Below are 14,393 nucleotides of genomic sequence, written 5' to 3'. Positions count from 1 at the left end.
TGCGCCCACTTTGTTGACACACAATTGCTTTAGAAAGGTCTGCTTCTGGCACAAAGCAGACTGTCAGAGCCCTTTGAATACGATCCCACTCCGCGCATCGTTCTAGCTACCCTTCGCTTGCAGAGAACATTGTAGAACGATCGGCAGATGACAAGCCCGAATGGGTAACGGGTTTGTGTCAGGCACCGCGAATGGTGCCGCGCCAGACGAAATCGGCATGATACAGCCGGGTTTCACCCGGTATCTCCTGGCCCAGCGTCGGCATCGTATTCTCTTCCTTCTGCTCTTCCGCCATCAGCCAGGAAACCGCATCCTGAGCAAATAACGCCACCGGCTGGGTAAAGGTGGTGAGGTTATAAGAGGACCACGCCGCCTGCGGAATATCGTCGTAGCCCGCGACGCATAGATCTTCCGGAATGCGTAGCCCAAAACGATGGCGCGCCTCGTCCATAAAACCGCAGGCCAGCAAATCGGTGACGCAGAATACCGCATCAGGGCGTTCACGCCGGGTCAGCAAACGGTGCGCCAGGATCTGGCCGCTCTCATAAGAGGTGGTGCCAAAACGCTCGACGCTCACCTCCAGCCCCGCAGCTTCCGCCGCCTGCAGAAAACCGCGCTCACGCGCCATCAGGCTTGGCGTACCGGCCAATGAGTTGGCGAATGCAATGCGTCGGCAGCCCGCACGGGCAAACGCCATCACCACCCTGCCAGCCGCCTCTTCGTTATCCAGCCGGATGCTGAGCGAGCCGGGCAAGGTATCGTTACGGTTGATCAGCACCAGCCGCTGTCCGTGTTTGTGGCACAGGCGGGCGATGCCGCTGTCCGGCATGCCGGAGAGCACAAAAGAAGCATCTGCGCGGAAGTTAATCGCCTGCTGTAATGCCTGGGACACGCTGTCATCGGAGCGATCGGTGTTAATCAACATGGCGATTTTTCCCGCATCCTGCAGATGCTGGGTCAGCAATCGCACCAGGCTGGCCCGATAAGGCGTCGCCAGCTCCGAAACGATCAGGCAGACAATGCCGCTGCGGTTGCGCACCAGTCCCCGTGCCAAATGGTTAACGTGATAACCCAGCTCTTCGGCCGCTCGCATCACCCTTTCGCGGGTTGTCGCCGACACGCTTGCGCCGGGCGTATAAGTCCGCGAGACCGCCGAACGGGAGACCCCGGCCAGTTCCGCTACGTCTTTCGCACTGATCATCGCCTTGTCCATCGCCATCTTCACTTCCATCCGTTACGCGCTCTGAGAAAAGTTTGCCGCATTTTGCAAAGCTGTGCAAATTTTTAGCGGTCAATTTGTTTCATTTTTGTGACGAGTAGGTTGAATTGTTTCATCACGCGATTGACAGCGCAATTTTTATCCTCTAGTTATTTGCACACACGTGCAAAAAGAATGGGCGACAACGTATCGCCACCCTACACAACCAAGGAGAACACCATGCAACGCGTTACTCTGATGGCGGTCCTCGCCGCCGGCACAGCACTCTCTGCCCTGCCAGCTCAGGCTGCCGGGAAACTGAATATGATCTGCTCCGCCGACGTGGTGGTCTGTGAGCAAATGACCAATCTGTTTGAGAAACAGCACCCGGATATCAAAGTCAGTATGGTGCGCCTCTCCGCCGGGGAAGCCTATGCACGTATTCGCACCGAAGCCCGCAACCCGCGCACCGATATTTGGTGGGCAGGCACCGGTGATCCGCATATGCAGGCCGCCGACGAGGGGTTAACCCAGCCTTATCAGTCACCGCTGCTGGATCAGCAGCACGACTGGGCGCGCAAACAGGCCGAAAGTGCCGGCTACCGTACCGTTGGCGTCTACGCCGGGGCACTGGGCTGGGGCTACAACACCAAACTGCTGGCAGAGAAAAAACTCAAGGTGCCCGCCTGCTGGAGCGATCTGCTGGATCCGGCTTACAAAGGCGAAATCCAAATGGCCAACCCGAACTCTTCCGGCACTGCGTACAACACCCTCGCCACGCTGGTGCAAATCATGGGGGAAGAGCCGGCCTTCGATTACCTGAAAAAGCTTAACGCCAACATTTCGCAGTACACCAAATCCGGCTCGGCACCGGTAAAAGCGGCGGCACGCGGCGAAACCACCGTCGGCATCGTCTTTATGCACGATGCCGTCGCGATGCAGGTCGATGGCTTCCCGATCAAGGCGGTTGCACCTTGCGAAGGGACCGGGTTTGAAATTGGCTCCATGTCGATCGTGAAAGGCGCGCGCAACCTCAAGGAAGCCAAGGTGTGGTACGACTGGGCGCTCAGCGCTGACGCCCAATCGCACATGAAAGACGCTAAATCCTTCCAGTTGCCGTCAAATCGCAACGCGGCAATTTCCGAATACGCACCGCGCTTCGAAAACATCAAGCTGATCGACTACGACTTTAAAACCTACGGTGCGACAGAAAAACGCAAGGCCCTGCTCAGCCGTTGGGATAAAGAGATCGGCGCCAGCGCCCAGTAATTCAAGCCCTTCCCTCCCGCATGCGATGCGCTCTGTAATAAACCGGGCGAGGTCACGCTCGCCCATGCAGGACGCGGTGAAGGACATATGAACTCTCGAGGTTAAGATGAATGCTCAAAACCGCCGCCTTGACGGGGCCCTCGTGCTGGGCGCACTGGCACTGTTGTTGCTGCCCTGGTACAGCCAGGAAGCCGGGTTCTTCGACTTTGGCTGGCTAACTACGCTGTGGCAGGATCAGGCGAGTGCACCCGCTCTGTGGCAAATACTGACGTTTCAACGCCCCTGGCTGGCGATTGCCCTGCTGATGCTGCTGGTTTGCGCACTGGCTCGCCTGCTGAAAATTGGCCGTTTTCGCTCGCAGTTGCTGATCGCTGCCAGCCTGGTCGGCGTGGTCTTTCTGCTGTTTGAAGGCCATGCCATTGGTTACAGCGGCTGGAACTGGCAGTGGAGCGAACACCTGTTCGGCGCACTCAGCGACGGCCAGCCCGCTTTTGGCGCCGGCGCTATTTTACTGATCACCACATTTTTGCTGCTGTTCTCTTTCGCGCTGGCCGAACGCGGCGTGCTGAAGGGCGATGCCTTTGTGGTCGCCGCCATTGTGCTGCTGGTCGCGCTGGTCACCACTTTCGTGCTTTACCCGGTGCTGAGCATGTTTGTCGCCTCGGTGCAGGACGTGGACGGATCGTTCAAGCCCGACGGCCTGATCGCCAATATGCAGGATCCGGCCATTTGGAGCCTGAGCTGCCTGAAGGGCGGCAGCTGCGGTACCGCCTGGCGCACCCTGACGCTGGCGCTGATGACCGCCAGCGGATCCACGCTGCTCGGCCTGGCTTTTGCCCTGGCTGCCACTCGCACGCCACTGCCGTTCAAAAAAGGGCTGCGCATGTTGACGGTGCTGCCGATCATTACGCCGCCGTTCGTGATCGGCCTGGCGTTGATGCTGCTGTTTGGCCGTGCCGGGGTGGTGACCGAGCTGCTCGCCGGGGTGTTCGGCATTGAACCCGGCCGCTGGCTTTATGGCCTGACCGGTATCTGGATTGCTCAGGTGCTCTCCTTTACCCCGATTGCCTTTCTGGTGTTGATTGGCGTGGTGGAAGGCGTCAGCCCCTCGCTGGAAGAAGCTTCGCAAACGCTGCGCGCCAACCGCTGGCGCACTTTCCGCTACGTTTCCCTGCCGCTGATGGCGCCCGGGTTGGCCAACGCCTTCCTGATCAGCTTTATCGAAAGCATGGCGGACTTCGGTAACCCGATGGTGCTGGGCGGCAGCCACGGCGTGCTGTCGACCGAAATCTTCTTCTCGGTGGTCGGCGCGCAAAACGATCCGAGCCGCGCCGCCGTGCTGGCGATTATCCTGCTGTGCTTTACCCTCAGCGCCTTTATTTTGCAGCGCCTGTGGTTGGCAGGGAAAAGCTTCGCCACCGTTACCGGCAAAGGGGATTCCGGCACCCACTGTGGATTGCCGCGGGGCTTGCGCTACGGCGTGTACGCGTTGGTGATCCCCTGGGGCCTGTTCACGCTGGTTATCTACGGCATGATCCTGATCGGCGGCTTCGTGCAGTCATGGGGACTCGACAGCAGCCTGACGCTGGGCCATTACGCTCGCGCCTTCGGTTTCCACTGGAACAGCGGCCAGATCGTCTGGACCGGCGTCGCCTGGAACTCGTTCTGGACCACGTTGGAAATCGCGCTGATCGCCGCCCCGCTCACGGCCATCGTCGGCTTGCTCACCGCCTGGCTGATCGTGCGGCAGAAGTTTGCCGGCCGCCAGACCTTCGAGTTTATGTTGATGCTCAGCTTTGCCATCCCCGGCACGGTGATCGGCGTCAGTTACATCATGGCCTACAACCTGCCGCCGCTGGAAATCACCGGCACCGCCCTGATCCTGGTCGCCTGCTTTGTGTTCCGCAATATGCCGGTCGGCGTTCGGGGTGGGATCGCCGCCATGAGTCAGTTGGATCGCAGCCTGGATGAAGCCTCGCTGACCCTGCGCGCCAGCAGTTTGCGCACCCTGCGCAAAGTGATCCTGCCGCTGTTGAAACCGGCCATCAGCGCGGCACTGGTTTACGCCTTTGTGCGCGCGATCACCTCCATCAGCGCGGTGATTTTCCTGGTCAGCGCCCAGTACAACATGGCCACCTCCTACATCGTCGGGCTGGTCGAAAACGGGGAATACGGCGTGGCCATCGCCTACTCCTCCGTGCTTATCGTGGTGATGCTGGCGGTGATCCTCACTTTCCAACTGCTGGTGGGCGAACGTCGCCTGCGCCGTGCCATCCGTATTACCACACCGCCGGTGACGCCACCACCGGCCTTACATCAGGAGAATGCCGTATGACTGCCATTCGTTCCGGCTCGGTGGTGTTTGAGAACGTCACCAAACAGTTTGCCGATTTCACCGCCTTGCCCGGGCTTTCACTCACCGTCGAGCCCGGCACGCTGGTGACGCTGCTTGGTCCTTCCGGCTGCGGCAAGACCACTACCCTGCGCCTGCTGGCCGGTCTGGAACATCCGACCTCAGGCCGTATTCTGATTGGCGGCAAGGAGGTCACGCATCTGCCCGCCAACGAGCGCGACGTCGCGATGGTGTTTCAATCCTACGCGCTGTTCCCGCACATGAACTCGCTGGATAACGTGATGTACGGCCTGCTCGCCAGCGGCCTGTCGCGCAAAGAGGCACAGGATCGGGCACGTGAAGGGCTGAAATTGGTCGGTCTGGAAAGCATGGGCCAACGCCTGCCCTCTGAGCTCTCCGGCGGCCAGCAACAGCGCATCGCCGTGGCGCGTGCCCTGGTGTTGGAACCGCAGGTGCTGCTGCTCGACGAACCCTTATCCAACCTCGACGAGCGGCTGCGTCGCCGCGTCCGCACCGAGATCCGCGATTTGCAGCAGCGCCTCGGCTTCACGGCGGTCTATGTGACCCACGATCAGGAAGAAGCCCTGGCGGTCTCCGATAAGATTATCGTCATGAAAGAAGGGCATATTGCCCAACAGGGCGCGCCGCAGGAGCTTTACCATTCGCCGGCGTCGGTGTTTATCGCCGACTTTATGGGCGAGGCCAATATCCTGCCCTGTGACATAGAACAAGTGGTCGGCGGCGAAGCGCTGATCACCCTCGGCAGCCGCCAGTACCGGGTACCGGGTGCCAGCGCCCGCCCCGGTGCTGCTCAGCTTTCGGTACGCCCGCAGTTTATCACCCTACTGCCGGAGCAAAGCGGCGCCTTGAACGGCGAAGTCACCCATAGCACCTGGCTTGGGGACCATATCGAATATGAAGTAAAAACCGATCTCGGCGCGCTGTTTATTGTCGATGTGCAGATGGAACGCCAATTGGCACCGACCACCCGCGTGGCCATTGACTTCAAAACTCAGGGTCTGGCACTGATTGCCCAGTGATCCTAACAACGTTAAGGAATGAAGATGAACGAACAGATTACTCAGCGCCTGACGCTGGCAGAACAGGCGGCCCGCGAAGCCGGAGCCAAGGCGCTGGATTATTTTAACCGCCGCGAGAGCCTGGTGATTGAAACCAAACGCGATGCGCAAGACGTGGTTTCGATTGCCGATCGCGAGGTTGAACTGCTGATCCGTGAACACATCGCCCGCCAATTCCCGCAAGACGGTTTTCTGGGCGAAGAGTTTGGCCTGCAACCCGGCGATTCCGGTTACACCTGGGTGGTGGATCCGATCGACGGCACCAGCCCATTCGTTAACGGCATGCCGAACTGGTGCGTGTCCGTGGCGGTGATCCATCAGGGCGAGCCGGTGATCGGCGTAATTGTTGCCCCCTGCCAGCAGGAGTGTTTTAAGGCCGCGCGCGGCGCGGGGGCTACCCTCAACGGCAAACCACTGCGGGTGGATCCCAAGCGCACCATGCAAAACCACGTCACCGGTTTTGGTGCCAACAGCTATGTTAAACCGGAACGCGTCGGCGAAATTGCCGCCGCAATCACCGCCGTGGGCGGCAGTTTCTTCCGCAACGGTTCCGGCGCCATGATGTTGGCCTGGGTGGCGGCAGGACGGCTGGTGGGCTATTACGAACCCTACATGCACGCCTGGGACTGTCTGGCAGGTTACTGTCTGGTGAACGAAGCCGGTGGCTGGACCCACCCGTTCAATACCGAAGGAGAACGTTTACTGCGCGGCGGGCCGGTGCTGGCGGTGGCCCCTGGGGCGAAAGAAGAGTTAATGCGTATTGCACAGCTCTGAATTGACGTTGAATAGCCCCCTGATGGGGGCTATTGCCTGAGTGAAAGGACGAACATATTCGACCGCGAGGTATTTACAACCCGCGTTTTTCCATCAGCACCGCCAGATCGACCAGGCGGTTAGAGAACCCCCACTCGTTGTCGTACCAGGCAAGCACCTTGACCAACTTGCCGCCGATCACCAGCGTGGAAAGCCCATCAATAATCGACGAGCGCGGATCGCCTTTATAATCGCTCGACACCAAAGGCTCATCGCTGTAACCGAGAATGCCCTTCAGTGGCCCTGACTCCGCAGCCTGGCGGAAAGCGGCGTTGATTTCTTCGCTGGTCACTTCGCGTTTCAGCGTGACCGTCAGGTCGACGATAGAGACCACCGGCACCGGCACTCGTAGCGAATAACCGGTCAGGCGGCCATCCAGGCTCGGGATCACCTTGCCGAGCGCTTTCGCCGCACCGCTGGAGTAAGGCACAATCGACTCCGCGGCAGCACGGGCGCCCCGTAAATCTTTTTCCGGCTGATCGTGCAGCGCCTGGCTGTTGGTGTAGGCATGGGTGGTATTCATCAGGCCGTACTCAATACCAAAGGCTTGATGCAGCACCTGCGCGGCGGGCGCCAAACCGTTGGTGGTACAACTGCCGTTGCTGACCACCCGATGCTTGGCCGGATCGTACTGATCCTGGTTAACGCCCATCACTATCGTAATATCGTCGTCTTTTGCCGGCGCAGAGATAATCACTCGCTTGGCGCCGCCACGGGTGATGTGCACTTCCGCCTTGGCTTTGTCGGCAAAAAAACCGGTCGCTTCGATCACCACGTCTACGCCCACGCTTTTCCATGGAATAGCGCCCGGATCTCTTTCAGAGAAGACATGAATTGGCCTGCCGTCAAGCAGCAGCTGGTTTTCACCGGCCTCGACGCTGGCCGCCAGCCGGCCCGAGAGCGAATCGTATTTCAGCAGATGCGCCAGGGTTTTGCTGTCGGTCAAATCATTGATCGCCACAACTTCAAAGTCGCTGCGACCTAACGCAGCGCGCAAAACATTCCTGCCGATTCTGCCGAATCCATTAATGCCTACTTTGACCATGATCTACTCCTTCGTTATTGGCTCTGGTGTAAATTTAAGCCGCAGGGAGCATGTCGTAAATGACGTTTGTAGATCAATTTACGCCAAAGTGCGTGAATGGAAGCGATCGCGGTATTCGGTTGGGGTCAGTTGCAGATGCCGTTCGAAAACGCGGCGCAGATTGAGCGCATTGCCGAAACCGCTGCTGGTGGCGATTTGTTCAATGCCTTGTGAGCTCTGTTCCAGACGCTGACGGGCGATGTACAAGCGCCCTTCTTCGACAAATTTGGCGGGTGAAATGCCGGTTTCGCGCGTGAACACGCGCGTAAAGTTGCGCGGACTCATGGCAACCCGTTCGGCCAGTTTCTCAACGGAAAGATCCTCGGCCAGATTCTCCAGGATCCAGCTCTGCAGATCGCGGATAGGGCCCGGTGTTTTGGCCTGATTCAGTGGGTAACGGCTGAACTGCGCCTGCCCGCCGGGGCGGCGTAAAAACATCACCAGATCCTGCGCCACTTCGCGGGCCTGCACGAAACCGTAATCGTCCTCCACCAGCGCCAGTGTGAGATCAAACCCGGAGCTGACGCCGCCAGAGGTCCAGACCGCACCATCCTGTACGTAGATCGGCCCATTTTCGACCTTCACTTTGGGGAAGCGGGCCTGCAAGGTTTCCAGCAGCCGCCAATGGGTGGTCGCCCGGCGGCCGTCCAGCAGACCGGCCTCGGCCAGCAGCATCGCCCCACCGCAAACGGAGGCCACGCGCCGCGCTTTGGGGGCCGCACGGCGGAGCCAATCCACCACAAAGGCGCTTTCTTCCTCGGTCGCCCCTTTGCCGGTAACGATAATGGTATCGCGTGCCACCTCAGGGTCGAGATCCGCCAGGCGATGATCGGCCAACAGATTCAAACCGGACGAGCCATGCACCACCCGGTGAGTTTGCGTGGTGACTATCGCCATCTGGTAGAGCGGCGCGTCATCGGGCCGCAAGCGGTTGGCCTGCATCAGGATGTCGGCGATCCCCGCCGATTCGAACAGCATGCCCCCTTCGGGGACGATAATCAGAAATGTATGCATGGCCTTAAAATACAAAATCGACAAAATAAGTCAATAACGCCTCCCGGTTTGAGAAGCGTTTCTCTCATCAGCGCCAGCCCAGCGCCGGGGCGACATGAGTCAGGATCGACTCAATCACGTGGGCGTTGTAGTCAACGCCTAGCTGGTTGGGCACGGTCAGCAGCAAGGTATCGGCTTCGGCAATCGCTTCGTCCTGCGCCAACTGCTTGATCAGCAGTTCCGGCTCGGCGGCATAGCTACGGCCGAATACCGCGCGAGTCTGCTGATCGATATACCCCACCTGATCGCTGTCCTGGCCGCTGTTGCCGAAATAGCTGCGATCCTGCTGGTTCATCAGCGCAAAGATGCTGCGGCTGACCGACACTCGCGGCTGGCGTGCATGACCTGCGGCCTTCCAGGCATCGCGATAAGCGCGGATCTGCTTGGCCTGCTGCACGTGGAAAGGTTCGCCGGTTTCGTCGTTTTTCAGCGTTGAGCTTTGCAGATTCATGCCCTGCTTCGCCGCCCAGATCGCCGTGGCGTTTGAGCTGGCGCCCCACCAGATGCGATCGCGCAGCCCGGCGGAGAAAGGTTCTACCCGCAGCAAGCCCGGCGGGTTCGGGAACATCGGTTGCGGGTTAGGTTCAGCAAAGCCTTCGCCACGCAGCGCCTCCAACAGGACGTCGGTATGGCGGCGCGCCATATCGGCTTCGGTCTCGCCTTCGGCAGGCGTATAACCAAAATAACGCCAGCCATCAATCACCTGTTCGGGAGAACCGCGGCTGATGCCCAGTTGCAGCCGCCCGCCGGAAATCAGGTCGGCGGCGCAGGCATCTTCGACCATATAAAGCGGATTTTCATAGCGCATGTCGATCACGCCGGTGCCGATCTCAATACGCTGGGTTTTGGCGCCGATGGCTGCCAGCAGCGGGAATGGCGAGGCAAGCTGGCGGGCAAAGTGGTGTACGCGAAAATAAGCCCCATCCGCCCCCAGCTCTTCTGCCGCCACGGCAAGATCAATGGATTGCAGCAGCGCATCTGCCGCCGAACGGGTGCCCGACTGCGACGAAGGCGTCCAGTGGCCGAAAGAAAGGAAGCCGATTTTCTTCATGGGGTGATCCTTAGATTCATTAATGACCGGATTACAGTGACAAAAATCGCCCCCTTCCGGCCAGAAATATCGTGGCCGATCGCACTAAACGGATCCTTTTACGCCACGACGCCACACTGCCTGAGCATTGTAATCAAAAAGTAAATATCGTATAACAGGCTCCTCCGAGGGGTGTCCTGTTACGGGCTGAGATGGCGTAAGCCGAACCCTTTGAACCTGATCTGGGTCATGCCAGCGAAGGGACGGTCGGCAATCCCCTCACGGCGGTTGCCTGTTCATACCTCACCTCAGCGCGCCCGGATCTCCACTCACTTTTGGAGGTCCCATGTTTACTCCCTTATTCGATAACGGTCTTTACGGAAAGCTGCGCCAACAGGCCGGCGGTCACTGGCAGGACTATGTGGCACACCCCTTTATTCAGCAACTGGCCGCCGGTACGCTGCCGGAACCCGCTTTTCGCCGCTACCTGACGCAGGATTATCTGTTCCTGATCCACTTTGCCCGCGCCTATGCCCTGCTGGTCAGCAAACTGCGTACCCTGCCGGAAATGCGTGCCGCTACCGCTTCGCTCAATGCGATTGTCGCCGAACTGCCCCTGCACCTGGCCTATTGTGCCGACTGGGGATTGAGCGAACCGCAGATAGCCGCCGCACCAGAAGCGCCGGAAACCCTCAATTACACCCGCTATGTGCTCGATATCGGCCACGCCGGAGATGCTCTGGATCTGCTGGCAGCGTTAATGCCCTGCGTCGCCGGCTATGCCGAAATCGGCCTGCGCCTGCTCAACGATCCCAACACCGTGATGGAAGGCAATCCCTATGCCTCGTGGATCCGCAACTATGGTGATCCCGCCTATCTGAGCGGCGTACAAGCCTCCCTCGACCTGCTGGAAAACGTTGGCCTCCAGCGGGGTGCCCCAAGCCGTCTGAACGAACTGTCGGCGATTTTCACCACCGCCACCCGCCTGGAATCCGCCTTCTGGCAGATGGGGTTGAATGCCCAATGAGCCTCGGCGACACGCAGCACGGCAATGCCCGGCCCGGTATTCAGGTACGGGATCTGACCCTGCGCTTTGGTCAGCAGGTGATTTTCGATGGTCTGAATTTCGATATCGCCGGCGGCAGCTTCGTTGCCCTGCTCGGCGCCAGCGGCGCGGGGAAGACCAGCCTGCTGAAGATCATCGCCGGGCTGGCGAAACCCACCTCCGGTACGGTTATCGGCAGCGACGGCCTGCCGATAACCGGACGTATCGCCTATATGGGGCAAAAGGATCTGCTCTATCCCTGGCTGACAATTGACGAGAATATTAGCCTTGGCGCGCGGCTGCGCGGCGAAAAGGTCGACCTCGCCTGGGCGGAACATCTGCGGGAACGCGTGGGCTTGAACGGCTATGGCCGCAGCTTGCCTGCCGCGCTGTCCGGTGGCATGCGTCAACGTGCCGCTATTGCCCGCACGCTGTATGAGCGCCAGCCGATTGTGTTGATGGATGAACCCTTCTCCGCGCTGGATACCATCACCCGCGCCATGATCCAGCAACTGGCCGCCGAACTGCTGGCGCAGCATACCGTGCTGCTGATCACCCACGACCCCATGGAGGCCTGCCGCCTTAGCCACCGCCTGCTGGTGCTGTCCCGTTATCCGGCGGGGCTGGATGACAGTCATGTTATCGAGGGCTTACCGCCGCGAGCGCCGGACAATCCTCAGCTGCTGAAAAGCCAGAGCGAGTTGCTGCTGCAACTGGTGAGGGCCGCCGGATGAAAACCCTCCCTGAAAGCCGTCTGTCGCGGATGCGTCGCAGCCTGACGGTGTTCGCCGGCCTGTTGCTGCTGTGGGCACTGGTCACGCTGGGCGATATCCCCGCCTTCCTGTTGCCCTCCCCCTCGGCGGTGGCACAGGCGCTGTGGGACAACCGGGCGTACCTCGCTTATCACACGCTGATCACCGCCTCGGAGATCGCCTGCGGTTTGCTGGCCGGGGTTTTGCTCGGTGCCACGCTGGCGCTGTGCATGATCTTTTCGCCGCGCCTGCAGCGCTGGTTGATGCCGTTGGTGCTGACCAGCCAGGCGATCCCGGTGTTTGCGCTGGCGCCGCTGTTGGTGCTGTGGTTCGGCTTTGGCATGAGCGCCAAAGTGGTAATGGCGGTGCTGGTGATTTTCTTCCCGGTGACTTCCGCCTTCTTCGATGGGCTACGCCGGGTCAATAACGATTATCTCGATCTGGCCCGTACCCTACGTGCTTCTCCCTGGGCCCAACTGCGTCACGTGCGGCTGATGGCAGCGCTACCGGCTTTCGGTTCCGGACTGCGGATGGCCGCCGCCGTCGCCCCTATCGGCGCCATCATCGGCGAATGGGTTGGCTCGGCGGAAGGCCTGGGTTACGTCATGCTTAACGCCAACGCGCGCATGCAGACCGACATCTGCTTTGCCGCGCTGTTTATTTTGGTGCTGATGACCGTCTTGCTATGGGTGACGGTAGACGCGCTATTGCTGCGCCTGATCGACTGGGCACCGGAAAATGATTGATCGCCTCACAACAACAAGGGTAACAACCATGCTTAAAAATACCGTCTGCGGGCTGCTGCTCGGCGCCACGCTGGCAAGCCAGGCCAATGCCGCGGAAAAACTGACGCTGGTGCTCGACTGGTATATTAACCCCGACCACGCGCCCATCATGGTGGCCGAGCAGATCGGCGCCTTCAAGGCCGAAGGGTTGGACGTCAAGATTGTGCCCCCTTCCGACCCGGCGCTGCCGCCGCGCCTGGTGGCAGCAAAACAGGCCGATTTGGCCATCACCTACCAGCCGCAGCTGCACTTTTTTGCCGATCAGGGCCTGCCGCTGGTGCGCGTAGGCACCCTGATTAACTCACCGCTCAATACCGTGATGACGCTGGATAAAAGCATCACCACCCCGGCAGGACTTAAGGGTAAAAAAATCGGCTATTCGGTCAGCGGCATCGAACAAGCCACCTTGGCGACCATGCTTGAGCATGAACACCTCAACCCCAATGAAACCAAACTGATTAACGTTAATTTCCAACTGACCAGCGCCCTGCTGGCGGGCCAGGTCGATGCGGTAATCGGCGGCTATCGCAACATTGAAGCGCTGGAGCTGAAACTGCAGGGCAAAGATCCGGTGGTGTTTAACGTGGAAGACTACGGTGTGCCGAGCTACGACGAGCTGATTATCGTCGCCAATCGCGATTCGCTGGCCGAGCCGAAAATCAAAAAATTCCTCGCGGCGCTGAAAAAAGGCAGCGACTATCTGCACGCCCATCCGCAGGAAAGCTGGCTGGCGTTCGCCAAAGCCCATCCGGAACTCAATACCGAGCTGAACAAACAGGCCTGGCAAGCCAGCCTGCCGCTGTTCGCAACCGATCCGGCGAAGCTGGATAAAGCGCGCTATCAAGCCTACGAACAATTCCTGTTCGACAACAAGCTGATCAAAAAAATCACGCCGGTGGAGCAATACGCGGTGGAGCTGAATTAAAGGTTATTCGCTTTATCAGGGGCGCAGTATGCCGCGCCCCTGCCATTCCCCCTCAGGCAGAAGGCGCGACGGTAACGTCACCCTGACCGCTGCGCTGCAAAGCCTGCAGCACCAGGCCACTCGCCTTGCACCGCTCCACAAAATCACGCACATAGGCTGCCCCCGACGCTTTTTGTCGCGGAACCGCCATGGCCTGCTGGATGGCAGTGAAATGCCCGGCCAGCACCCGATACCCCGGGTTTTGCGCTGCGGCAGCCAGCAACGGTTGACGCACGCCCGCAGCCGCATCCAACCCCTGTTCGAGGAACAAGGCGATCGCGTCGGCGGAGGTATCGGCACGCACCAGTTGCGCCTGCTTTAAGGTTCGCGACAGATACAGGTCGTAAGCCGCTCCCTGGCCTACGGCAATGCGCACCTCGGGCCGGTCAAGTTCGGCAACCTGTTGCCAGGGAGACGCCTGGGCCACCAGGTAGGTCCCCTCAATGATCGCATAAGGCGCACTGAACGCGATCTGCGCCGCCCGCACCGGTTCGATGGCCATAAAGGCGATGTTCCAGTCTCCGGTTTCCAACGCGGCAAAAACCTTGCCTGCGGCATCATAGGTCACCAACTCCAGCGCCACGCCCAACTCGCGGGCCAGCGCGCCGGCCAGCGTCACGGATACCCCCTGAGGTTCGCCGTCTGGCCCCCTCTGCGCCAACACCGGATTGCCCAGATTGATGGCCGCACGCAGGATCCCCTGCGGGGCCAAATCATCGAGTACGGCGGCGGGAATGCTATGCATGGCTTTCTCCTGAAAAAAGGGTGTAGGTGTTTCGTCAACGCTCTCCGTTAAGGCTAGAGCCAAACCTCGGATGAGCAACATTCAGCCGCTTTTCGCCTCGCTGGCGTGATTCATGTCACACTATTGTCACAAAAACGACCGATCGCACTCTGCCACGCCAGGGCAGCGCAAACACGCATTGACCCTGGCGCTTTCAATGCGCTATACCCTTCCTCTTTCGCGT

General features: G+C 59.8%; 13 protein-coding genes and 1 riboswitch. Of the genes, 8 read left to right on the top strand and 5 right to left on the bottom strand.

The window, feature by feature from the left end:
* Window positions 1–178 precede the first annotated feature (178 nt).
* Window positions 179–1,219: a LacI family DNA-binding transcriptional regulator gene (locus ACMGG1_RS08175; RefSeq protein ID WP_046373171.1), complete on the bottom strand. Its 1,041-nt coding sequence runs from the start codon at window positions 1,217–1,219 to the stop codon at window positions 179–181.
* A 219-nt stretch (window positions 1,220–1,438) separates the two neighbouring features.
* Here ACMGG1_RS08175 and ACMGG1_RS08170 point away from each other — a divergent pair, with 219 nt between their 5' ends.
* The 4 genes from ACMGG1_RS08170 (at window position 1,439) to ACMGG1_RS08155 (ending at window position 6,673) form a co-directional block, all read left to right on the top strand.
* Window positions 1,439–2,467, top strand: a complete 1,029-nt coding sequence (locus ACMGG1_RS08170) for an ABC transporter substrate-binding protein (protein ID WP_020827657.1) — start codon at window positions 1,439–1,441, stop codon at window positions 2,465–2,467.
* 106 nt (window positions 2,468–2,573) lie between these two features.
* Complete coding sequence (locus ACMGG1_RS08165; RefSeq protein WP_201896238.1) at window positions 2,574–4,802, top strand: ABC transporter permease; 2,229 nt, start codon at window positions 2,574–2,576, stop codon at window positions 4,800–4,802.
* The gene (locus tag ACMGG1_RS08160) at window positions 4,799–5,860 is read left to right on the top strand and encodes an ABC transporter ATP-binding protein (RefSeq protein WP_198640067.1); all 1,062 of its coding nucleotides are present in this window, start codon (window positions 4,799–4,801) and stop codon (window positions 5,858–5,860) included. The genes ACMGG1_RS08165 and ACMGG1_RS08160 overlap by 4 nt, the downstream gene beginning before the upstream one ends.
* A gap of 24 nt (window positions 5,861–5,884) precedes the next feature.
* The gene (locus ACMGG1_RS08155; RefSeq protein ID WP_046373168.1) at window positions 5,885–6,673 is read left to right on the top strand and encodes an inositol monophosphatase family protein; all 789 of its coding nucleotides are present in this window, start codon (window positions 5,885–5,887) and stop codon (window positions 6,671–6,673) included.
* A 73-nt stretch (window positions 6,674–6,746) separates the two neighbouring features.
* Here the strand turns inward: ACMGG1_RS08155 and gap are convergent, their stop codons facing one another.
* The 3 genes from gap to ACMGG1_RS08140 all read right to left on the bottom strand — a co-directional run bounded on the left by gap (window position 6,747) and on the right by ACMGG1_RS08140 (window position 9,900).
* Window positions 6,747–7,757 (bottom strand): type I glyceraldehyde-3-phosphate dehydrogenase, encoded by a 1,011-nt coding sequence (gene gap, locus ACMGG1_RS08150; protein WP_044552338.1) that lies wholly within the window; start codon window positions 7,755–7,757, stop codon window positions 6,747–6,749.
* 78 nt (window positions 7,758–7,835) lie between these two features.
* Window positions 7,836–8,810, bottom strand: a complete 975-nt coding sequence (locus tag ACMGG1_RS08145; protein WP_130016397.1) for a GlxA family transcriptional regulator — start codon at window positions 8,808–8,810, stop codon at window positions 7,836–7,838.
* A 67-nt stretch (window positions 8,811–8,877) separates the two neighbouring features.
* Window positions 8,878–9,900, bottom strand: coding sequence for an LLM class flavin-dependent oxidoreductase (locus tag ACMGG1_RS08140; RefSeq protein ID WP_400826088.1), 1,023 nt, complete (start codon window positions 9,898–9,900; stop codon window positions 8,878–8,880).
* A gap of 157 nt (window positions 9,901–10,057) precedes the next feature.
* Window positions 10,058–10,160: riboswitch (TPP riboswitch) on the top strand.
* A 65-nt stretch (window positions 10,161–10,225) separates the two neighbouring features.
* On the opposite strand from ACMGG1_RS08140, the gene tenA reads away from it, so the two are divergent.
* Genes tenA through ACMGG1_RS08120 form a run of 4 tightly spaced genes read left to right on the top strand, consistent with a single transcriptional unit; the run spans window position 10,226 to window position 13,386 of the window.
* Window positions 10,226–10,906, top strand: a complete 681-nt coding sequence (gene tenA / locus ACMGG1_RS08135; protein ID WP_116690191.1) for a thiaminase II — start codon at window positions 10,226–10,228, stop codon at window positions 10,904–10,906.
* A complete protein-coding gene (locus ACMGG1_RS08130) occupies window positions 10,903–11,658 on the top strand; it encodes an ABC transporter ATP-binding protein (protein ID WP_115058501.1) in 756 nt (251 codons plus the stop codon). Before tenA ends, ACMGG1_RS08130 begins: the two co-directional genes overlap by 4 nt.
* Window positions 11,655–12,422 (top strand): ABC transporter permease, encoded by a 768-nt coding sequence (locus ACMGG1_RS08125; RefSeq protein WP_046373164.1) that lies wholly within the window; start codon window positions 11,655–11,657, stop codon window positions 12,420–12,422. The genes ACMGG1_RS08130 and ACMGG1_RS08125 overlap by 4 nt, the downstream gene beginning before the upstream one ends.
* A gap of 28 nt (window positions 12,423–12,450) precedes the next feature.
* Window positions 12,451–13,386: an ABC transporter substrate-binding protein gene (locus tag ACMGG1_RS08120; protein WP_020827667.1), complete on the top strand. Its 936-nt coding sequence runs from the start codon at window positions 12,451–12,453 to the stop codon at window positions 13,384–13,386.
* 52 nt (window positions 13,387–13,438) lie between these two features.
* On the opposite strand, the gene ACMGG1_RS08115 is transcribed toward ACMGG1_RS08120, so the two are convergent.
* Entirely contained in the window at window positions 13,439–14,170 is a 732-nt protein-coding gene (locus ACMGG1_RS08115; RefSeq protein ID WP_128865313.1) for an ABC transporter substrate-binding protein, read from the bottom strand.
* Between the last annotated feature and the right edge of the window lie 223 nt (window positions 14,171–14,393).

The sequence above is a fragment of the Serratia sp. BNK-12 genome (assembly GCF_047456085.1).
In the GTDB taxonomy this organism is placed as follows: Bacteria; Pseudomonadota; Gammaproteobacteria; order Enterobacterales; family Enterobacteriaceae; genus Serratia; species Serratia liquefaciens.
This window is presented reverse-complemented; position numbering and strand designations above follow the sequence as displayed.